Raw genomic sequence first — 20,358 nt, 5'->3', positions numbered from 1 at the left:
TTACAGCTTTTCTTCCCATATTGTTCTTCTGCCTTCTCACCGCGTCCGCCTATCTCGTTCTGATGTCTTGCGGGGTGCGCCTGCCCTTTTCGTCGCAGCCCATTTCATTTTGTCTAGGCGCGCCCGATCATGCCTCGGCCGAGAGGCTCGCGGTGCTTTACGCAGACCAGCGAGACCTCGAAAACACCATTTTCCAGATGGAGGCCGCGCTGGCCGGTCGCCAATGTGAAGCGGTCGCACCCGAAGACGCAACGCCTGTGCAGACCCGACAGGTGGACCCGGCCGCCTTCAATCGCCGGGACGTGGCGGCGTTTCAGGGATGTTGGCAGTTGCTGACCGAATTCGATGTCACCCAGCAGGCGACCGGCGAGATCTTCACCTTTAACGAATGGCGCGTCTGCCTCGATTCTGGTGGCTCCGGTACCGAGGTGCTGACGGCCACCGATGGCACCACCTGCGAAGGCATCCTGACCGGTGCGTACAGCACATCAGGGAATTTCGACATCGACAAGCCCGGCGATCTGGTGTGCAGCAACGGGCTGAAAATCTTCAAAACGCTCGCCAGTTGCAACATTGACAGCGCAGGGCGCGCAAGCTGCGCCCTTGTTCAACCCAGCACCGGCGGGAGCGATCAGGTTGCGCTGCGCCGGACAGCGGAAAGGCCCTAGAATGGCAGAGCATTTCGTGACGAAGAGTACGGTGGACCTGGGCAACTGCTTGTCAGTGAACGGTGTGCTGGCGATTGACGCCTTCGAGAAGCTGCATGCTTTCCTTGAACAGCGCGCGGGGCGCACCGCGTCGAGCCTCTTTGCCGAACCCCTCGTCAGCCGGGGCAATGACGTCGCCTCTTCGACGGTTGCGTGGTACTCTGATTTCCCAGGCGCCGGTGTGCCGATCTCGCAGCTGGACGAAGACGCTCGCGCCGATCTGACCGAAATTCTGGAGCGCAGGCTGGCCGGCCTGACCGAATTGATTGACGACAGTGACGAGGGCTTGCTGCTCGCCGCAGCGCTTTACACGCTTGATGCCGATAGTGTCTGGGCCGTCGGTGGCCGCCCCCTCATTCTGAACTGGGGTATGGCGCCACCGGATGCGATTTCAGATCCCCGGTCCCGCACGCGGCACTACAATGCAACGCTGGGCCGGTTCCTCAAACTGGATCAGCCCCCGCCCTTGTCGGCCGAGGATGCACCGGGCTTCACCAAGGGGCTTCCAGGCGCCGCGACGGTGGCAGCGACCTCCGCAGCAGCCGGGGCCGCGGCGACGGGTGCTGCCGCCTCAACCGCCGACACGCCAATACCCACTGCAGAGACCACCGCGACCCCGCAGACGGTTGACCGTGTTCCGCTCTATGCCTGGGTCCCGTTGCTGGTTCTGCTGCTTCTTGCCTCCGGCGTCCTGATATGGCTGCTCTTGCCCGGCAACCGCATTTTCGCGGCGCAACCCGTGGTCTACGCCGTGAACGACGCAGAGGCTGTCCGATTGGCCGAGCAGACCAACGCCGCCTTGGAAGAGCGTATTCGAGAGCTCGAAAAGGGCCTGGCCGGCGCGGTTTGCGAAGCGGACGGGACCCTCTTGATGCCAGATGGTGTGATGATCGAAGGCATGTTGCCGCCCCGCCCCGAAACACCGATGGAAGCACAGAGCAAACGCGTGGCCTCGCAGTCACAGACAGCCTTGCAGCCCGACCCGGCCCGGCTGATCGTTCAGGGACCGAACAATCAGGATATGAGCCTGTCCGAACGCATCGAGGCCAGCACGGTCATGGTGGTCGCAAATACACCCGCGGGGATCACAACGGGCAGCGGGTTCGTCGTCGGCCCCGGGTTGGTCGTAACCAATTTCCACGTGGTCGAGACCGCACCGGCAGACAGCATCTCGGTGGTCAGCAGCGGAACCGGCGGCGTTCTGTCGGCGGAGCCGATCAAATCTGCGGGCCCGTTCCACGAAACCGGGCGGGATCTGTCGCTCCTGCAGGTCACCGGTCTTGAGCTGCCCTCCTTCACCTTGCTGGAAACCGATGCGTCGCTGCGGATGACAAGCGTCTATGCCGCCGGTTACCCAGGCGAAGCACTGATCGATGACGCCAACTTCACCGCCCTGCGCCAGGGAGCCACTGACGCGGTGCCCGCCCTGACGATCACCGATGGCACGATGTATGCCGAAGACACGGTGGGTGCTGCAAACTCTGACGTCTATGTCCACTCCGCGCCAATCTCGCAGGGCAACTCCGGTGGCCCGCTCGTTGATGCCTGTGGCCGCTTGGTCGGGGTGAATACATTCGTTCTCAAAGGCGCGATGGGGTCAGCCAACTTCGCCCTTTCGACCAAGGACCTACTGGCCTTCCTCGATGGGACGCCCGCCCTTCCATCGGTCGTCGCATCAAGCTGCGAGGCCGAGATTGCCCGCCCGTCCGTGCGCACGGTTCAGAATACGCAAGCCGCGCCTGCTCCGGGAGCACCCGCCACCGGCAACGCGCTCCCGATCCTGCCTCGCCTTCAACCTAGCCAGCCCTAGCGCCGCAGCAAAGCGACCAAATAGTTTAAGAGTTTATCCGAATGAGCAATCCACAGACACATCTCAAGAAGCTTGCGGCGTGGCGCGACGAGACGACCCTTGTGCCGTTTTCCGGCATCCAGATCATCGATTTCGGGTTTTCGATCCAGACTGTCGATCTCAAGCCGATGAAATTCGTGGAGCGTGGCGCCGGTGCGGACGGGGCGACCGAAGATGAACGGATGCTCATTCCTTTCACCGGCGATGAGGAGCTCGATGGCCGCATCGAAGCTGATGCAACACCCGAGGATGATCCATACTCGATCCGCCCGGTGGCGGCGATGGAGCCATTCCTTGAGAAATGGGTGCCGGTGCCTGTACTCCGTCTGAAACCGGAGCGGGGCGCAGATGGGGCCGAAAGCTACGACCCTGGCCCGACCAGTTGGGCGCGGCTGCGCACGGTCGAGCTTGCGGAGCCGGACGCTGACACAGGTCACACCCACCGCGTGCAGCTGGCCATCGACACGTCGCTGATCCCCCAGAACACGGGTGCAGCCTATGTGGCGCCGGAGTTGTCGGACGCAGAAAAGCCGCGGGAGTTCCGGCTGGTCAGCGATCCCATCAAGATGGACTGGTTCCTGCGGCGGCTCGAACCCGATGCGCAGGGCAACCTGGTGGACCTCCAACTCTGGGTCTCGGCCCTGCTGAAGGATGAGTTTCTCGCGTTCAAACGTGCGGAACGGCCCGGTCGCAAGATATCCGAAGACTCGCTGCCGCATCAGTTCGAGCATTGGGCGCGGTATCTGGCGTACCTGCGCCTGATCACGGCGGCCTGCAAACCGCCAAAGCTGCGCCTGGCTAATACTGTCTCCGAACGCGACGCCGTGACACCGGTCGACGTGGATCTCGTACTTGACGTGGGCAACAGCCGGACCTGCGGCATCCTGATCGAGCGGTTTCCGGGGCAAAGCCAGGTCGATCTGGCACGCTCCTTCCCGCTGGAAATCCGCGATCTTGCGCGGCCGGAATTCGTCTATACTGGTCTCTTTGAAAGCCGGGTGGAATTCGTGGATCACCGCATGGGGGATGACCGGCATGCCAGCCGCTCAGGCCGCCGCAACGCGTTTCTGTGGCCATCCTTCGTGCGCGTAGGGCCTGAAGCTGTCGCCCTCGTCCAGAGAGAAGAAGGCACCGAAACCGCCTCCGGCCTTTCCTCGCCCAAACGATACTTGTGGGATGAGACCGCAACCCAACAGGACTGGCGCTTTCACAATCACTTCGACCCCAACAACCTACCCAAATCGGTCCGTGCGGCGATGCGCCATCTCAATGAGGCGGGCGATGTGATCGAACAGGTCCGCTATGAGGAGAAACAGCGCCTGCGTCGACCTGGCCGGACACCGGTCAATCAGGCGATCCGGCCCCGCTTTTCGCGGTCGTCGATGTTTTCCTTCATGTTGGCCGAGTTCATCGCCCACGCGCTTGTTCAGATCAACGATCCGGAATCGCGATCACGGCGGGCGCAATCCGAGCTTCCGCGCCGATTGAACCGGATCATCCTCAGCCTGCCGACGGCGACCTCGATCCAGGAACAGGCCATCATGCGGTCCCGCGCGGCGGGCGCGCTGCGGCTGATCTGGCAAACCATGGGTGTGAAGGAAACTGATACCAGCATCTCGCAGCGGCCCGAGCTTCTGGTCGAATTCGACGAGGCGAGCTGCACGCAGCTGGTCTATCTCTATACCGAGCTCACCCATAAGTTCGATGGCCGGATTGATACCTTCCTGAAACTCAAAGGCACACCGCGGCCGCCCGAAGCGGGTGCGCCGCCCGAACCCACGCTGCGGCTCGCCTGTATCGACATCGGGGGAGGTACGACCGATCTGATGATCAGCACCTACTCCGGCGAAGCCAACAAGGTATTGCACCCCACGCAGAATTTCCGCGAAGGGTTCCGAGTGGCCGGTGATGATCTTGTCCAGCGGGTGATCGCCTCGATCATTCTACCCCTTCTGCAGGATTCCATCGAGGCGGCAGGTGGGCGGTTTATCGGCGAACGCCTGCGCGAGCTTTTTGGCGGAGACATCGGCGGGCAGGACCAGCAAGCGATCCAGGCGCGGCGGATCTTCTCGCTCAAAACGCTGGTTCCCATTGCCGAGGCGATCATAGCACACAGCGAAACGGCGGATGAATACGACCGGTTCGATATCATCGTGGCCGATGTTTTGGGCCTCAAACCAACGCCGACAGGCGATGAAGGCGGCGAGACCCCTGACGCACCGGCGCAGAACACGACCGAACCGGAGGACGAACAAGGCATCGTCAGCGAAGAGACACTCGGCTATCTGGAAGCACAGGCCAAGGACCTCGGAGCGCAAAACTGGCGACTGGCTGACGTCATCCTGTCCACCTCGCGGCAGGACGTCGATGCGATCTCGCGCGAGACGTTCCAGAAGGTGCTCGGCAATATGTGCGAGGTGATTGACCACCTCGGGGCAGACATTGTCCTGCTGACCGGTCGTCCGTCGCGGCTGCCGGCTGTGCGCTCCATCATCGAAGAATTGCATGTGGTCCCGCCACATCGGCTCATCTCGATGCACACCTACAAATGCGGGCGTTGGTATCCGTTCCGCGACCCGGTGACTCAACGGATCGGCGATCCCAAGAGCACAGTTGCGGTGGGCGGCATGCTGATCGCGCTCAGCGAAAACCGCATTCCCAATTTCAAGGTCACGACCTCGGCCTTCCAGATGAAATCCACCGCGCGGTTTATCGGTGAGATGGACAGCAACGGCCAGATTGTCGATGACCGGATTCTGTTTTCGGAACTGGATCTTGATCAGGGCAACCGTGGCGCGGGCCAAACCGCCGAGATCCGCATGTTCTCGCCCGTGCATATCGGCAGCCGCCAACTGGCGCTCGAACGCTGGACGACGACCCCGCTCTATCGGCTCGACTTCGCAAACGCCTCGGCCCAACGCCGCCCCGCCCCGATCCGGGTGATGCTGGAGAAGACGGAGTTCGATGATGACACCGATAAGGTTGATTCTGTCGAGCTGCTGCGGCGCGAAGCGGTGCGTGAGGCCTTTGAGGTCACCGAGGCGGAAGATGGCGAGCAGGTTGGCATGAAGCCGTCCGATCTGGTCATGCGCCTGCACACGCTGGGCTTTGACGACGAATACTGGATGGATTCGGGAATATTTCGACTGTGACGGGTAAGAAAAGATGAGCGCACAAGAAAAACTGGCCGAGCGCTGTGTGGAAGTGGGACAGATGGCCGAGGAGGCCCTGAACTGGATCTCGGATCCGGAGAACGCCGAGCTTGTCGGTCCCGAAGTGAAGGGCTTGGTCAAATCCCTGCGCCGCAGCAAGCGCCGCTCGACCAAGCTGGCCCAATCGGCCCGGACCCGGATGAGCGTGAGCGTGTTTGGACCCAGCCAGGCCGGCAAATCCTTTCTCGTCTCTGTTCTGGCTCGCCCGGAAGAAGGCCGTCTGGTGGCTGATTTCAACGATCCCGCTGGCAAGCTCGACTACATCAGCGAGATCAACCCGGTGGGTGATGGTGAATCGACTGGCCTCGTCACACGTTTCACGATGAGCAAGGACCCCACGCCCGACGGCTTCCCGATCAAACTCGTCCTGCTATCGGAAGCCGACATAGCGCGCACGATCATCAACAGCTTCTTCATGGACGGGGACCAGTCGGAACCCGCGCCCGAGCCAGAGGATTTGTCGGACCGGCTGAACGCCTACCGCGCCAAGGCGGCCCAGCCGGACGGTGCATTGAGCGAAGACGATGTTTACGAGATCGGTGAGTACATCGACAACGCCTTTGGGCGCACCGCCTATGCGGCGGCTTTGAAGCCGCTCTGGGACGAGGCCGCAGCACTCGTGCCGAAGCTGTCGCTGGCAGACCGGGCCGGGTTCCTGTCGCTGCTCTGGGGCGAACATCAGGCCTTCACCGATCTCTACCTGCGCCTGTCTGCCGCCTCTGCCAAGATCGACAATGCATCAGTCGTTTTTGCCCCTCTGGCCGCGCTGACGCCCCGCGAGACCTCGATCATCGATGTCGGCACGCTGCATGCTCTGCTCGACGACAACAGCACCGACACGCTGAAAGTGCAAACGCAGGCCGGCAAAGCGGTGGACCTGCCGCGTGCCATCCTCTGTGCGCTGGCCGCAGAGTTGGTCTTTCCAATGGAAACCCAGCCTTCGGATGTGTTTGGCGAGACTGACCTGCTTGACTTCCCCGGCGCGCGCAACCGTTTCGACCAGCCGCTCTCAAAGACGCTGGCATCGCCCGAAGACACAATTTCCGGTCTGCTTCTGCGCGGAAAGGTTGCCTATCTCTTTGATCGATATGTTGAAAATCAGGAAATCACGTCGATGCTGCTCTGTGTGCCGGATAGCAATATGGAGACGCTCGACCTGCCCGGCCTCGTGGAAAACTGGATCGTCCAGACACATGGCGGCACGCCAGAAGAACGCGCGACCAACAACTGCATCCTCTTTTTCGTTCTGACGAAGTTCGACAAGCATCTGGGCGACAGCGCGTCAGGCGGCGAAGAGGCGCTGCGGTTTGAGCGCCGCATGAAGTTCTCGCTGGTCGAAAAATTCGGACGGGGGCGCGACCCCTGGGTGGACCGGTGGACGCCTGACAAGCCTTTTCAAAACTGCTTCTGGCTGCGCAACCCGAACTTCTTCGTGGACGGCCTGATTGATTACGACGGTGACCGTGAGGTGCAAATCCGGCCCGAGAAGCAATCCCGCGTGGAGGAGCTGCGCACGGGCTGCATCTCGGCTGCGCCTGTGCAGAAACACTTCTCTGACCCGGCCGCCGCATGGGATGCGGCGCTCACAATGAACGACGGTGGTGTCGGCTATCTCACTGGCGCGTTGACCGAGGTTTGCACCATCGACAGCAAGGTGCGGCAGCTCACGACCCAGATCGAGAAGGTCGCCAGCGAGATGGAGGCGACGCTCAGCCCATACCATGTTTCCGACGATCTGGAGAAGCGGCTCGAAGAAAAGCGCATGGCCGCGGCCGACATCATCGACGGTCTGGAGTTGGCGCTGCAGAACCACCGATTCGGGGCCTTCCTGCGCGAGTTGGAGGTCGACCCGGACCTGGTGCAAGACCGTATTCTGCGGGTCCCGCCGGACATTCGTATCTCAACCGCGGTGTCAGCGGCCTCGGCCAACATCGGGGCGCAACCGGGTGCGACCTCCCTGCCCCGCCCCGGCGGCATGGCAAGCCGCCGCCCGCGACGGCCCGGCGCTCCGGCGGCGGCTGTCAACGTCGAGGCGGAGCCACAGGCCGATGCCGCGGCCACACCGGACCGGTCCGGGATCAGAACCATGTCGGTTGAATCCTTCCAGACCGAGAAGGCAATCGATGTCTGGGTCGAAAAGCTGCGCGACTTCCGGGAGCATGAAGAGCTGCTGAGCAACTTCAGTCTCACATCGAGCTCGGCCTCGGATCTGGTGGCAGAGCTCGTGCACGGGTTGCGGCGCTGCAACGTGCCAGAGCTGATGAAGAAACAGCTGGTCGAAATCAACTTTGGCCTCACCGCGGACAAGCAGGCACCACCCGCCGCCATCGTCTGCGCCGAGCAGATCAACAACTTCGTGGTTGGGCTGGGGTACCTGTCGATGGACGAGAAGGATCGCCCCACCGCCGAGCATGAGGCCGGACCTCGGCCCGTCTTCAGCGCACGGCCGATCCACGAGTCAGCCGACAACCTGCCCGTACATCCGCGTCCTGCGGCGGAAGAAACATGGGTGGACTGGGTCTTCGCGCTCGAGGCGATGTTTGTTGCAAATGCGATGGACGCCGGGGGCAGTAACGTGAACCTCGAACAGAACAACCGTATTGGCCGGGTCCTGACGAGCCTGCGCCAGAAGGCTGCGTGACATGGCGTTGGATATTCGCCCAGATCCGGACAATGCCCAGGGCGGCTTCGCCGTCTTGCACCTGCACGACCTCATAGACGCGGCTTCCGAGACCGTCACGATAAAGAATGCCTTCTCTGGCCAATTCCTCGGCCCAGACGGCTGGCAGCCGACCACCTTCGCCTTCGGGCCTTACGCGGTCGTTAGTGATGCGGGTGGGTCGCGTCTCATCGTTGGTCCGGAAATCGTCAACCAGATCGAAGAGTACACCACCCTCGACATCACTGTCGGGCCAGTGCAGGCGCAGACCAGTTGGCCAGACGATGTCGTTGCATCGCCCGAAGCAGCGGCTCTGGGTGGCTTGGCGACCGTCAAGGCGGAGACAGAAACGGATCAGGCCCCCGTTTTGAAAGCGCCACAGACCCCGCCCGAGCCGGACACCTCAGACGGGCCCGACACCGGAAGTCCTGAAGACGATGCGGATCAGGACACTCTTATCGATCCGACACCCGGCACAGAAGGTGAGGACACATCCAGTAAGACACCACTGATGATTGGCCTTGGCGTGCTCCTTCTCGCTGCCATCGCTGCGGCTGTCTGGTTCTTTGCCCTGCGCGAGACCGACCCCGAGCCTGCCCCCGCACCACCGCCGCCCGCACCTGCGGTGGAACCATCAGCCTGCTCGCTGGAAGCCCTGCAAACTGCCGCCGCAGTCTCCTTTGACACCGTCATGGAAGACATATCGACCTGCGGGAGCGCAGTTTCCGCAGATGATGCCTTCACCATACTGGACAGCGCGGTCCGCCAGGACACAGCCGCCGCGCTCCTGCTCTTTGGCAAGATGTACGACGGGTCGCAGACCGATGATCTGATCGAGAGCCGTATTGGCCTGACCTTTAAGGGTGATGATACTCTTGCGGCCGAATACTACGCCCGCGCGGCCTCAGCTGGCGCCGAGGCAGCGGCACCCCTCCTGTCCGAAACCTGCGCGCGGCTGTCCCAGTCAACCGAGACACTCGCCCAGACGGCACGGGAGAGCTATTGTGAATAATATCAGGAGCTTGATTGTCTTGACGCGTGTACTTATCCTGATGTTCTGCCTTGTGTTTGGAGGCAGCCAACTGGCGGCTCAGCCACAAAAGCCACTGTTGGTCGAGGGCAAGCAAACCACCTTCCAGCGCGTCCTGACCAAGCCGGGCGCCGCGTTGCGGGCGGAGCCCGATGGCCGGGTTGATCGGCAGTATCCGGCGTTCCAGCCGCTCTACGTGTTCGCGCGGCAAGACGACTGGATCCAGGTCGGACCGTCGGCCAGCCGCGCGCCCGAAGGCTGGCTCAGCGCACCGGAAGTGGTGACCTGGAAACAGAACATCGTCGGCGCCTTCAGCAACAGCGCGGGCCGCAAGCGCCAGATGCTGTTCGAGAACGAAGATCGGTTGCGCTGGCTGATGGGTCATGAAGCCCTGGCGCAGGTTCAGGACCAATTGCTCGCCGAAATCGCAGCGGGTATCAGCGACGGCAGTAAGGGTGTTGTCGCGGCGGAGCCCGAAGAGTTCGTGAATATCCGCAATGATCTCTACATCATGCCCATCCTCGATTTCGAGCAGGATTTCAGCCCGATCAACTACGACACCGTGCTGCTCATGGAAGTGGCTTCGGTGCCTCTGCGCGAAGAGAAGGCGCAGCCGGTTCAGACAACAACGAGCACTGATGAATTTGACGTGGGCATTGTCTTTGTGCTCGACACCACGCAGTCCATGGAGCCCTATATCGCGCGCACGCAAAAGGCCCTGTCCGGCGTCGTCGCACAGATACAGGGCACGGAGGTTGGCGAATTGGTCAACTTCGGCGCCTGGGCGTTTCGCGATGACAACACGGCGGTTGAGGGGTTGGAGTATCGGACCAAGGAGCTGATCCCGCTGGCCCGGCGTAGCGATCAGGCGCCCGTGCTGGATGCCATCGGCTCTGCCGCGGTCTCGCAGGTCAGCTCTCCCGGCTTTAACGAAGACAGCATCGCCGGTGTCGAAGATGCGATCAACCTCTCGGATTGGGATCAGGGCGGCGACCCGATCAACGCCCGCTATGTGATCCTGGTGACGGATGCGGGGCCGAAGGACCCCCGTGATCCCAATGCCCGCTCGCAAATCGGCCCGGCCGAGTTGCAGGTGGATGCGGAAGGCCGCCAGATCGTGGTCATGACCCTTCACCTCGAGACCGAGGTGGGAGGCCCGGCCAACCACGCCTATGCGGCAGAGAAGTATCGCGATCTGTCCAAGTTTGGCGATTCCGTTTTCTACTTTCCAATCGCCGGTGGCTCCGAGGATGTGTTCGAAGACGTAACGACACGTCTGGTGACCGCACTGACAGACCATGTGCGCGTGGCGCTTGGCGAGGCGACGACCTTGGCGCCCGAAGAGGCAGGTGAAGACCTCGTCGAACTGGGCCGTGCGATGCAGCTCGCCTACCTCGGCGCCAAACAGGGCACGCAGGCACCCGATGTGATCCGCGGGTGGGTCACCGACAAGGCCGTCGAAGACCCGCGCAAGACGGTGATTGAACCGCGGCTGCTGATGACCAAGAACGAGATGGCCACGATGGCGCAATTCGTGAAGCGGTTGGCGGATGAGGCGGACAAGATCACCAGTCGCGACGAGGCCTTGGGCTTTTTCGACAGCGCTCGGGAGATCGTCACCCAGATGGCCGCCGACCCCAAAATTGTCATCGATGCGGGCGCCAATGACTTGGGCGGCGCGCTCGAATTTCTGGAAGACCTGCCCTATCAGAGCCAGCTAATGTCGATGACACCGGAACGCTTCACACAAAGCGCGCCGCTGCGCCGGCAGATCACTGACACCTTCCGCCAGAAGGTCGCCCAGTATCAGAAGTGGCTTGTCGATCCTTCTGTCTGGACCTCGCTCTACGAGGGCTCACCGGATGGCGAGCACGTGTTTGCCATGCCTTTCAAAGTGCTCCCCTAGCAGCAGGACCGACCTTTGCGATGCGCGCCAGCCTGAACATATCCCAGCTCAGCGTCACGCTACAGTCTGCAGATCGGTCGTTTCGGTTGGAGGTCGAGAGCCTCTGTTTGCAAAGCGGCGATGCTGTTGGGCTGACCGGTCCAAGCGGGACCGGGAAAACCCTGCTGCTCGAGTTGCTTGGTCTCTTGCGCGCCCCGGACGGTGGCGGCGCCTATGACATTGTTGGCGATGGCGCGCGAAACGATATCGCTGCGCTCTGGCAGGCTTCATCCACGCGCCAGACGCTGACCGCATTGCGCGGGCGGCTCTTTGGATTTGTGCCGCAGACAGGCGGGCTCCTGCCCTTTCTCACTGTTGCCGAAAACATTGCTATCAGTCAGAGCATCAGTGGGCGTGACGATCCGACCTGGCAAGCCGATCTGATCGCGCGGCTTGGCCTTGACGGGCTTGAAGAGCTCTATCCGTCGGCTCTGTCCATAGGTCAGCGCCAGCGTGTGGCCATCGCCCGCGCCCTGGCCCACCGCCCCCCGTTCCTGATCGCGGATGAACCCACCGCCGCACTTGACCCTGAAACAGCGCTCGAGGCCATGCAGCTGCTCGTGGGTGCAGCACAAGGCCAGGTCACAAGCCTGATCATTTCATCCCATGACATCGCCCTTCTGGACCGTTTTCCGCTGAAAAGGCTGGCCCTGGGTGTTACCGCATCTGATGGCGCTGGACCTGTTGTGAGCCGTCTTCAGGACCCATGGGACGCAGTGGCATGAAGCTGGTTTTTCTCCTAGCGCTGCGCGACCTGATGCGAGACCGCATCCAGCTGGTCTGCAACGTGGCGGTGATCACGGGTGTTCTGGTGCCATTGATGGTGCTGTTCGGGGTCAAGAACGGCGTCTATGACGCGCTGATCGGCAGGCTGCTGAGCAACCCGGCCAATCTACAGATCGACACCAGCGGAAATGCCAGCTTCTCACCAGCAGACGCAGAAGAAGTAGCCGGGTGGCCGGAAGCCGCATTTGTAACCCTGAAGACCCGAAGCATGTTTGACTTCGTGAATGTGCGCGCCGTCTCGGGCGGTCCGATGCGCGATGCGGTGGTGGTGCCGAGCGGCACCGGCGATCCCTATCTTCCCGATCAACTGGCCCTGGCAGCCGATGAGGTGGCCTTGAGCGCCCAGCTGGCCACTCAGCTCAATGTAGCCTCCGGCGAGTCCATCCATATCGTGACGCAGTCCGAGCGCGCCCGGCAGCTCGTGTTCGAATACAGGGTTGCAGCGCTCGTGCCATCCGAGCGGCTGAGCGGGCGCTCGGTGCTGGCCGGTATCGACACCCTCGATCAGATCGAGGCGTTCTACGATGGGTTTGCCCTGCCGGAGCACGGCATCGCCGACGGCAAACCGCTGGATCAGAGAGTTGCCGATTTCGAAGGGATCAGGGCGTTTGCACGACGGCTGGAAGATCTCGCTCCTTTGCAATCCAAACTGGAGAGCCGGTTCGGGATTTCGACAGAAGCCAACACGCGCACGGTGGCAGCCACGCTGGCCTTGGGCACGAACCTCAACCTCGCACTGGCATTGACCGCCGCGGTGGCCAGTATTGGCTTGGCGGCGGCTCTTGTGTTCGGCTTCTGGGGCGAGGTCATGCGCAAGATGCGCGTGATGGCGACCCTAGCCCTGATCGGCATCGCCGGTGAACGGCTGATCCTTTTTCCCATCGTCCAGGCCGGGGTCTCCGCGGGCCTGGCTCTGGTCATCTCCTTTGCAATGTTCTGGCTCGCCGGTTCCGTGGCCAGCAGCATGTTCGGTGGCGGGCTGCAGAGCGATGAGAGCCTCGTGCTGCTGACCGTCCAACAGGCGATGACCATCGTCCTCGCCGTGCTCGGCTTTGTGCTTGTGGCCTCCCTCTTCGCCGCGCGTGCCGCTCTGCGCGTGGACCCGGCAACGGTTTTGAGGGATGGCGAATGAAGTTCCTCACGTCAGCCCTGGTCTGGATGATGTCGGCCGGATTTCTGGCGGCACAGGAGGTGTCCTGGCCGCAAGAATTCTGGGATCCCGCAGCCATCTCACCGGATGGTCCCGCAGACCTGGTTCTGCCGTTGCCCTGCGGGGCTGCCATGGCCTTCCAGAAGGTTCTGGTTCCCGTCGAATTTGAAAACCCGCTGGAAGACCAACGGGTCCGCTTGGGCCAGTCAAACGCAGACACGGGCTATTCGGATTACCTCTTTTCCGCCTTTCTGCGCGGAGCCTTCTCCGATCCGGAGAGTGACGGGTCGCTCTATTTCATCGGGCGCTATGAGATGACTACAGGCCAGGCACGCGCGCTGCGCGGAGACTGCACCGACCCCACGCCCGCGGACCGCCTCGCCCAAGGGGGCCTCTCCTGGTTCGAGGCGGTTGAGTTGGCTCGCAAGATGAGCGAGTGGCTCGTGCTGAATGCACCGGACAGCCTGCCCGCAGACGGCGACCGACAGGCCTTCGTGCGTCTGCCCACGGAAGTCGAATGGGAATATGCGACGCGCGGCGGTGCCAAGATCAACCCTGCCAGCTATCCCGGTCGGCTTTTCTTCGAAGAGGGTGTTCTGGAAGACTACGCCCTTTACGGCGATGGCCGCCGCAAGACCCCGGGCCCCATCGGCATTCGCAAACCGAACCCGCTGGGTCTCTTCGATGTCTATGGAAACGCTGAAGAGCTCATGCTCGAGCCCTTCCGGATGAACGTCGTGGGGCGCGCCCACGGTCAGGCGGGCGGATTGGTGACGCGCGGGGGCGCGATTGATGCGCAGGCGGTTCAGATCTATTCCGCGCAGCGCACCGAGTACCCGTTTTACAGTGCGGTCAACGGACAGGCGCTTGCGGGCGACTACTTTGGCGTTCGGCTCGTCTTGTCGACAAATGTCGTCTCCGATGACCGCTTCGAGGCGATCCGGTCGAATTGGGACCGCTTGACGGAGGTCACAGATGGCACGTCAGGCGACGCCCTGGCCGAGCTGGATGACATTCTGAAGTCAGAGATTGATCCGCGCCGACAGGCCGCGCTGAGCGGGGTTCAGCTGCAATTCAGACGGGCCCGCGAAGAGGCCGAACTGGCGCAACAGGAAATGGCCAAATCGACCCTTCTGAGCGCCGGTGCCTTTATTGAAGCGATGAAAACCGGCGAGCTGGAGCTGGTGCGTCTCCGGGGGCTGATGAACGATCTGGCGCGGGAGTACCAGCGGCGACGCGGCGCGGAACGAGATGCGGTCAAGGACAGCATGCGACAGACCGCCGAAAAATTCGGCGCCGAAGAGACGGTACTGGACTCCTACATCCTGATCCTGCGCGCGGCCCTGGAAACGCTGTCTAACGACGTTGGCGAGACGGCACTGATGTCGGCCTACGAGGGTCTGACGTCCGATCTGGATGCCTCGGCCCAAACCGCGGTGATCGCCCAGGTCGCGACAGCCTGGGGGCTGCTGGAGGTCTATCGGGCCGAGCCGGATATGGACGTGGACCGGCTCCTTTCGCTGGTGTTGGCGAATTGAAGATGCGGTGCTGTGGCGAGAAAAGAGGGATAACGGATGAGCGGTGAACTGATCACAACCACGACCGCCGAAGGGCTCAAGCCGCTCGGCTCGCAAGCCCAGCGGTCTTTCGAGCTGATCCGGTCCGAGGTCGAAGCCCGCTTTGGCGCGGACCACGCCGCAATTTTTGGCGAGCCCATCAGCTCGACGTTCGGCGACCAGATCGACTGGTATGCCTCGGATCTGGGTGATATCCGGGCTCTTGCAGATCTCGACGAGGAGGAGGCTGAGGCCGTGCGCGCACGCCTCGGCGCGCTGGTCGAGGACATTCGTGAGACCGGACGCGCGCTTGTCGACAGCGCCGAGGCGGACGAGCAGCGGCTTGGTGAGGCCCTGGTCAACGCTGTGGAAGTTCCGGATGAGACAGCTGTTTTTGCGCGCCGGTCCGGGGACGGCTGGGCGCCGCTCATCGTCAACTGGGCCCGGGTCGCAGACGTTCAGATGCCAGTGCGGGGTGTCCTGAAGGGGCCGTCCCACGGCCCCAGCCCAAGCGTCGTTCCGACATCTTCGCCCGCCGACGATGCATCGCTCGCCCGGCCGGAAGAGGCTTTGGCGAGAACAGCTGCGCCGGTTGCAGCGGGCGCTGCGGGGAGCGTTGCATTCTGGCCATGGCTGATCGGGTTGGGATGGCTGCTATTGTTGCTGATCTCTGCGGCCATCATCGCGCTCATGCTGCGCGCCTGTGCGCTCAATCTGGGCTTCACCCCGGCATTCTGCCCCGCCCCGCAGACATTGGCGCAGACTGAGCCTGCCCTCGCCTATACCCAGGTACTGCGCGATCGCGTGGCCCTTCTCGAGCGGCAGATCGCCATCGCCGATCGCGTCTGTCAGCCGGCCTTTGAAAAGGCCGAAATCGTGCCACCGGAGCCGGTGACGCCCATCCCCGCGCCGCCTGCACCACAGGTCGCGCAATGCGCCCCGGGGCTCCAGGCCATTCCGACCGAAGAACTGGTCGTCCTGCTCGATGGGTCGGGCAGTATGGAAATCGCCGCGTCCCTGCCCGAACCCCTGTCCCAGCGGTACTATGGCACCCACGAGCAGTATAATGCGCTGGTCCGGCGCGGGGCACAGAATTCGCCGGACGCGCGACGTCTGAACAACATGCTGCAATCGCTCGAATGGGAGGTGCGCGAGGTTCCCGGTCCGAACCGCATGAGCGTGGCTCAGAACCTGCTGGAAACCGTTATCACCAGCGCACCGGGCAACATGCCGATTGGAATGGTCGTCTTTCCAAACTGCAATGCGGTTCAGGACCTCGGCACCTTCCAGCCAAATGAGCGTGGCGGGCTCTTGCAGCAATTGGCGCGACAACGGCCCGATGGGCGGACCCCCCTGGCAGACGCGATCCGGCTGGCTGGAGGCAAGCTGCAAGCGGGGGCGACGATCGATGATCCCGCGAATATGTTGCTGATATCCGATGGTCTGGATTCCTGCGGCGGTGACCCCTGCGCCGAAGCGCGGCGGCTTCATCAATCGCGCCCTGGGGTGAAGATCAGCATCATAGATATGGGGCGCAGCGTTGATCTGCAATGCGTTGCTGACGCTACGGGCGGCTTTTACGTCCAGGCGGACCGATTGGATCGCGCGGCGCTCAACTACGCCATGCGCGAGGCCGCCGGGTTTGAAGGGCGCGGCATCTGCCGCTGACCTGCTGACGCATCAGCAAAAGCAGAAGGCCGTTCGTGGTGAAGGCCTGGCTCAGCGGTCGCGAAAACGACAGTTGCTTCAGCTCACCCGGCGCGAAGCGACCAAGCCGGCTAACCGAGCGCGGCGCCGTCCCCCAGACCGAACTGCGCACGAAAGGCCTGCTCACCGGTGCGGGAAAAGACAATGGCACGGCTGTCTGGCGCGCGACGCACCCAGCGCAGCTCTTCCAGACGGGACAAAAGCGCACGTCCGAGGCTGCCTGCAAGATGCGACCGACGCGCGCTCCAGTCCAGGCACTCCTTGCACATCGGTGCCCTGCCCCGCTCCAGCGCCTCCAGATCGATCCCGAACGCCTGCATGACCCCACGCCCGTAATCCGTCAGCGCAATTTTGTCCGCCGATATGCTCAGGACCTCCCGCCGCGTCAGGCTGTCGAAAAGCTGTGTTCCCATATCGCCCGCCAGATGGTTGTAACACACGCGGGCTTTGCGCAGCGATGCATCTTTTGGCCCCGTGCGCGTGCGCAAGTGGCCTCCCTTCGCCGCCAAGCCCATGAGCGCTTCGAGCACGGTCGCCACCTCGGCGTTTGCCAGCGAGACATATTTGTGGCGCCCCTGTTTTCGAACGCGCAGCAGACCGCCCGCATCAAGCTTCGCCAGATGAGAGCTCGCGGTTTGCCCCGTCACACCTGCTTCCGTGGCCAACTCTGTCGCGGTCAGGGCCTTGCCACTCATCAGCGCCGTCAACATGTTGGCGCGCGCGGGATCGCCGATCAGCGCGGCCACGCGTGCAATATCCGGACCTTCTTTCATACCTCGACCATAATCGAACCATTCGCGGCGATCAATCAGCTAGAAAGGGCAAAACACAAAGGAGTGCCCTATGCTGACCTGTATCATTCGCTACCAGATTGACCCAACCAAGAAAGCGCAATTCGAACACTACGCCCGCAATTGGGGCCAGGCGATCCCGCGATGTGGCGCGGATTTGATTGGCTATTTCGCACCACATGAAGGATCATCAACGCTCGCCTACGGGATCTACAACATCCCCAGCTTGGCCGCCTATGAAGACTATCGCACCCGGCTCGCCGAGGACCCGCTGGGCCAGGAAAACTATGCCTTCGCGCAATCGGAGAAGTTCCTGCTGCGCGAGGATCGGACCTTTTTGAAACTGGCCTCCGCGCCGCATGGAGACGCCCTGTGATTGCAGTTATTTTCGAAGTCGAACCCGCCGATGGCCGCAAGGATGAGTATTTGGATATCGCAGCGGAGATGCGGCCAATGGTCGAAGAGGTCGAGGGGTTCATCTCGGTCGAGCGGTTTCAGAGCTTGACCGACCCGAAAAAGATTCTGTCGCTGTCCTTCTTCGAAGACGAAGACGCGATCCAGCGCTGGCGGACCCTGAGCGCGCACCGCTCGGCTCAAAGTGCAGGCCGGGCTGGCGTGTTTTCAGACTACCGTCTGCGGATCGCCAGCGTCATCCGTGACTACGGTATGTTTGACCGCACCGAGGCGCCCGCCGACAGCAACGCGCGCCACGGTGTGCACAGCACGACGTGAGATAGGCAAAATCTGAAATAAATGCAGCGCCTTATTCTGCGCTAACCTATCAATATATTTACCGGTTTCATGTGACCCCTGCGCCGTCTACGTTGTTGAGTTGCCGAACCCATATGAACCGCCTTATCGAGTGCATCACGCAAGACCATAACCACTGGCTGGTCGCGCTTGCCGCGACGATCTGCCTGATCGGGAGCTGCCTGTCCGTGCTGCTCAGCCGACGGTTGCTGGCATCTTCCGGTGCCCGTCGGCTCATCCAACTGGCGCTGACCAGCCTGATCGCTGGCGCCACGATCTGGTCGACCCACTTCATTGCAATGCTCGCCTACGACCCGGGCATCAAACATGGGTATGAACCGATCGCGACAGGGGTATCGCTCGTTGTGGCCGTCGTCGGTTTGCTGGCGGCCAACGCGATTCTCAGCTTTGCGCCCAAGGGCATCTACACGCTGGTTGCCGGTTCCATTTTCGGTCTCACGGTCTCGGCGATGCACTACATCGGCATGTCCGCCTACCTGCTCCCGGGCACAATCATGTGGGACCAGACGACTGTCGCAGTCTCTGTGCTGCTTGGCGCGACCTTGGGTGCGGCCGCCTATCACCGAATGGCGTTCCCGGTCACATCGTATTGCTGGCTTGGAGGTACGCTGCTCATGGTGCTGGCCATCTGCGCGATGCACTTCACCGGCATGAGCGCCATCGAGATTGATCTGAACCCGACCTACCGGGTTCCGCCACAAGTGGTGTCCGACGAGACCCTGAGCATGCTCATCATCGGTGTCATGGCGCTGGTCTTGCTGGTGGGTTTTGCCTCGGTCAGCATAGAGAGCAATATCGAGGAGGAAGCGCGCGACCAGCTTCAGCGCGCTGCTCTTCAGGACCCCCTGACCGGCCTGCCAAACCGCATGTATCTCAACGAGAAGGTCACCGAACTCTCGTCGCGCCTCGGCCACGACGAGACCGAACGGGTCGCCGTTCTGACCATCGACCTCAACCTCTTCAAGGAGGTGAACGATGTTTACGGGCACTCGGCGGGCGACAAGGTTCTCTCAACCGTGGGCCAGCGGTTTGCCCAGGTGCTCGAACCGGATGAATTCGTGGCGCGCGCGGGCGGCGACGAGTTCGTCGCACTTAAGCGCGGCATTCGGCGGCAAGATCAGGTCACGGCCTTTGCCGAACGCCTGCATGCCCTGGTGGTCGAGCCGATACAGATCGATCAGGTCTCGGTGGTCGTAGGCGCATCCATCGGAACCGCGACCACCATAAATGACGGACGTGTGCTGCACGATCTGCTGCATAAGTCAGACCTCGCCATGTACCGGGCCAAGATGGAGCCGGAACGCCACATCTGCCCTTACAATGCGGAAATGGACCAGCAGAGCCGCGAGAAGATCGTCATGATCAGCGATCTGCGGCAAGCCATCGCAAATGATGAGTTCGAGCTGGCCTATCAGTTGCAAAATGACATCCAGTCGTTGGCGCCCGTCGGGTTCGAAGTGCTGCTGCGCTGGAACCATCCCACCAAGGGTCGGATTCCCCCCAGCGATTTCATCCCGGCGGCCGAGGAATCGGGGCTGATCCGCGAGATCGGTCTGTGGGTCCTGCGGACAGCCTGTTTCGAGGCGATGACCTGGCCCAAGCCCTACAACATCGCCGTGAACGTCGCACCTCAACAACTGGTACAACCATCCTTTCTCGAGCATGTGTCCGATATCCTCTTTGAAAGCCGCCTTCCTCCCGAACGGCTGGAGCTGGAGGTGACAGAGGCCAGTATCATCGACGATCAGGCCCATACGTTACGCGTCATGCATCGCCTGAAGGAGATGGGTATTCGTATCGCGATGGATGATTTTGGCACCGGCTATTCGTCGCTCGCCACGCTGCAGACCTTCCCGTTCGACAAGATCAAGATCGACCGCAGCTTTGTGCAAAATGTGCATCTGGATCAACAGCGCGCGGCCATCGTGCGCTCGACCCTCCTGCTGGGGGCCGCGCTGAAAATTCCGGTTCTCGCCGAGGGTGTTGAGGTCGAGGACGAGCTGTCCTTCCTGCGCACGGAACGCTGCGACTCGGTGCAGGGGTTTTATTTTGGGCGCCCGATGTCACGGGAAGATGTGCATCGCATCTTCGAAGAGGACGAACGCAGCAACAAGGCGTCCTGATCCCAGCGGTCGCGTTTGGCTTCTGCATTGCCATCGTGTCCGCGTCGATTATTCTGCGCCGCGGGGGATCAC

At 62.1% G+C, this 20,358-nt stretch carries 14 protein-coding genes; 13 read left to right on the top strand and 1 reads right to left on the bottom strand.

Going from position 1 to position 20,358, the window contains the following annotated elements:
• Window positions 1-197: 197 nt before the first annotated feature.
• The 10 genes from ACVC7O_RS09270 to ACVC7O_RS09225 are packed head-to-tail and all read left to right on the top strand — an operon-like array spanning window position 198 to window position 16,562.
• Window positions 198-668: a hypothetical protein gene (locus ACVC7O_RS09270; RefSeq protein ID WP_458325803.1), complete on the top strand. Its 471-nt coding sequence runs from the start codon at window positions 198-200 to the stop codon at window positions 666-668.
• 1 nt (window position 669) lies between these two features.
• Window positions 670-2,517 carry a S1 family peptidase gene (locus ACVC7O_RS09265; RefSeq protein WP_458325802.1) on the top strand — a complete coding sequence of 616 codons (1,848 nt, stop codon included), beginning with the start codon at window positions 670-672 and terminating at the stop codon, window positions 2,515-2,517.
• 41 nt (window positions 2,518-2,558) lie between these two features.
• Window positions 2,559-5,708 (top strand): virulence factor SrfB, encoded by a 3,150-nt coding sequence (locus ACVC7O_RS09260; RefSeq protein ID WP_458325801.1) that lies wholly within the window; start codon window positions 2,559-2,561, stop codon window positions 5,706-5,708.
• Window positions 5,709-5,721: 13 nt separating this feature from the next.
• A complete protein-coding gene (locus ACVC7O_RS09255; RefSeq protein ID WP_458325800.1) occupies window positions 5,722-8,409 on the top strand; it encodes a virulence factor SrfC family protein in 2,688 nt (895 codons plus the stop codon).
• 1 nt (window position 8,410) lies between these two features.
• Window positions 8,411-9,439 carry a hypothetical protein gene (locus tag ACVC7O_RS09250; RefSeq protein ID WP_458325799.1) on the top strand — a complete coding sequence of 343 codons (1,029 nt, stop codon included), beginning with the start codon at window positions 8,411-8,413 and terminating at the stop codon, window positions 9,437-9,439.
• A gap of 19 nt (window positions 9,440-9,458) precedes the next feature.
• A complete protein-coding gene (locus ACVC7O_RS09245; protein WP_458325798.1) occupies window positions 9,459-11,363 on the top strand; it encodes a VWA domain-containing protein in 1,905 nt (634 codons plus the stop codon).
• 20 nt (window positions 11,364-11,383) lie between these two features.
• Window positions 11,384-12,127 carry an ABC transporter ATP-binding protein gene (locus tag ACVC7O_RS09240; RefSeq protein ID WP_458325797.1) on the top strand — a complete coding sequence of 248 codons (744 nt, stop codon included), beginning with the start codon at window positions 11,384-11,386 and terminating at the stop codon, window positions 12,125-12,127.
• Window positions 12,124-13,320 (top strand): ABC transporter permease, encoded by a 1,197-nt coding sequence (locus ACVC7O_RS09235; RefSeq protein ID WP_458325796.1) that lies wholly within the window; start codon window positions 12,124-12,126, stop codon window positions 13,318-13,320. Before ACVC7O_RS09240 ends, ACVC7O_RS09235 begins: the two co-directional genes overlap by 4 nt.
• Complete coding sequence (locus ACVC7O_RS09230) at window positions 13,317-14,876, top strand: formylglycine-generating enzyme family protein (RefSeq protein ID WP_458325795.1); 1,560 nt, start codon at window positions 13,317-13,319, stop codon at window positions 14,874-14,876. Before ACVC7O_RS09235 ends, ACVC7O_RS09230 begins: the two co-directional genes overlap by 4 nt.
• 36 nt (window positions 14,877-14,912) lie before the next feature.
• On the top strand, window positions 14,913-16,562 hold the full coding sequence (locus ACVC7O_RS09225) for a hypothetical protein (RefSeq protein ID WP_458325794.1): 1,650 nt from the start codon (window positions 14,913-14,915) through the stop codon (window positions 16,560-16,562).
• 110 nt (window positions 16,563-16,672) lie between these two features.
• Here ACVC7O_RS09225 and ACVC7O_RS09220 read toward each other — a convergent pair whose 3' ends face one another.
• Window positions 16,673-17,374, bottom strand: a complete 702-nt coding sequence (locus ACVC7O_RS09220) for a helix-turn-helix domain-containing protein (RefSeq protein WP_458325793.1) — start codon at window positions 17,372-17,374, stop codon at window positions 16,673-16,675.
• Between the two features lie 70 nt (window positions 17,375-17,444).
• On the opposite strand from ACVC7O_RS09220, the gene ACVC7O_RS09215 reads away from it, so the two are divergent.
• The 3 genes from ACVC7O_RS09215 to ACVC7O_RS09205 all read left to right on the top strand — a co-directional run bounded on the left by ACVC7O_RS09215 (window position 17,445) and on the right by ACVC7O_RS09205 (window position 20,286).
• Window positions 17,445-17,768 (top strand): NIPSNAP family protein, encoded by a 324-nt coding sequence (locus ACVC7O_RS09215; RefSeq protein ID WP_458325792.1) that lies wholly within the window; start codon window positions 17,445-17,447, stop codon window positions 17,766-17,768.
• Window positions 17,765-18,124 carry an antibiotic biosynthesis monooxygenase family protein gene (locus ACVC7O_RS09210; RefSeq protein ID WP_458325791.1) on the top strand — a complete coding sequence of 120 codons (360 nt, stop codon included), beginning with the start codon at window positions 17,765-17,767 and terminating at the stop codon, window positions 18,122-18,124. The genes ACVC7O_RS09215 and ACVC7O_RS09210 overlap by 4 nt, the downstream gene beginning before the upstream one ends.
• A gap of 113 nt (window positions 18,125-18,237) precedes the next feature.
• Complete coding sequence (locus tag ACVC7O_RS09205) at window positions 18,238-20,286, top strand: putative bifunctional diguanylate cyclase/phosphodiesterase (RefSeq protein WP_458325790.1); 2,049 nt, start codon at window positions 18,238-18,240, stop codon at window positions 20,284-20,286.
• Window positions 20,287-20,358: the final 72 nt, after the last annotated feature.

This window comes from Roseobacter cerffii (assembly GCF_054226325.1).
The sequence above is the reverse complement of the archived record's forward strand: the minus strand, read 5'-3'. Positions and strand labels throughout refer to the sequence as shown.

What these genes read in the sequence shown, in the direction of transcription:
- ACVC7O_RS09250 (WP_458325799.1), top strand. Translation starts at nt 8,411, where the DNA reads ATGGCGTTGGATATTCGCCCAGATCCGGACAATGCCCAGGGCGGCTTC.
- ACVC7O_RS09230 (WP_458325795.1), top strand. Translation starts at nt 13,317, where the DNA reads ATGAAGTTCCTCACGTCAGCCCTGGTCTGGATGATGTCGGCCGGATTT.
- ACVC7O_RS09215 (WP_458325792.1), top strand. Translation starts at nt 17,445, where the DNA reads ATGCTGACCTGTATCATTCGCTACCAGATTGACCCAACCAAGAAAGCG.
- ACVC7O_RS09240 (WP_458325797.1), top strand. Translation starts at nt 11,384, where the DNA reads ATGCGCGCCAGCCTGAACATATCCCAGCTCAGCGTCACGCTACAGTCT.
- ACVC7O_RS09260 (WP_458325801.1), top strand. Translation starts at nt 2,559, where the DNA reads ATGAGCAATCCACAGACACATCTCAAGAAGCTTGCGGCGTGGCGCGAC.
- ACVC7O_RS09270 (WP_458325803.1), top strand. Translation starts at nt 198, where the DNA reads ATGGAGGCCGCGCTGGCCGGTCGCCAATGTGAAGCGGTCGCACCCGAA.
- ACVC7O_RS09235 (WP_458325796.1), top strand. Translation starts at nt 12,124, where the DNA reads ATGAAGCTGGTTTTTCTCCTAGCGCTGCGCGACCTGATGCGAGACCGC.
- ACVC7O_RS09205 (WP_458325790.1), top strand. Translation starts at nt 18,238, where the DNA reads ATGAACCGCCTTATCGAGTGCATCACGCAAGACCATAACCACTGGCTG.
- ACVC7O_RS09220 (WP_458325793.1), bottom strand. Translation starts at nt 17,374, where the DNA reads ATGAAAGAAGGTCCGGATATTGCACGCGTGGCCGCGCTGATCGGCGAT.
- ACVC7O_RS09225 (WP_458325794.1), top strand. Translation starts at nt 14,913, where the DNA reads ATGAGCGGTGAACTGATCACAACCACGACCGCCGAAGGGCTCAAGCCG.
- ACVC7O_RS09265 (WP_458325802.1), top strand. Translation starts at nt 670, where the DNA reads ATGGCAGAGCATTTCGTGACGAAGAGTACGGTGGACCTGGGCAACTGC.
- ACVC7O_RS09255 (WP_458325800.1), top strand. Translation starts at nt 5,722, where the DNA reads ATGAGCGCACAAGAAAAACTGGCCGAGCGCTGTGTGGAAGTGGGACAG.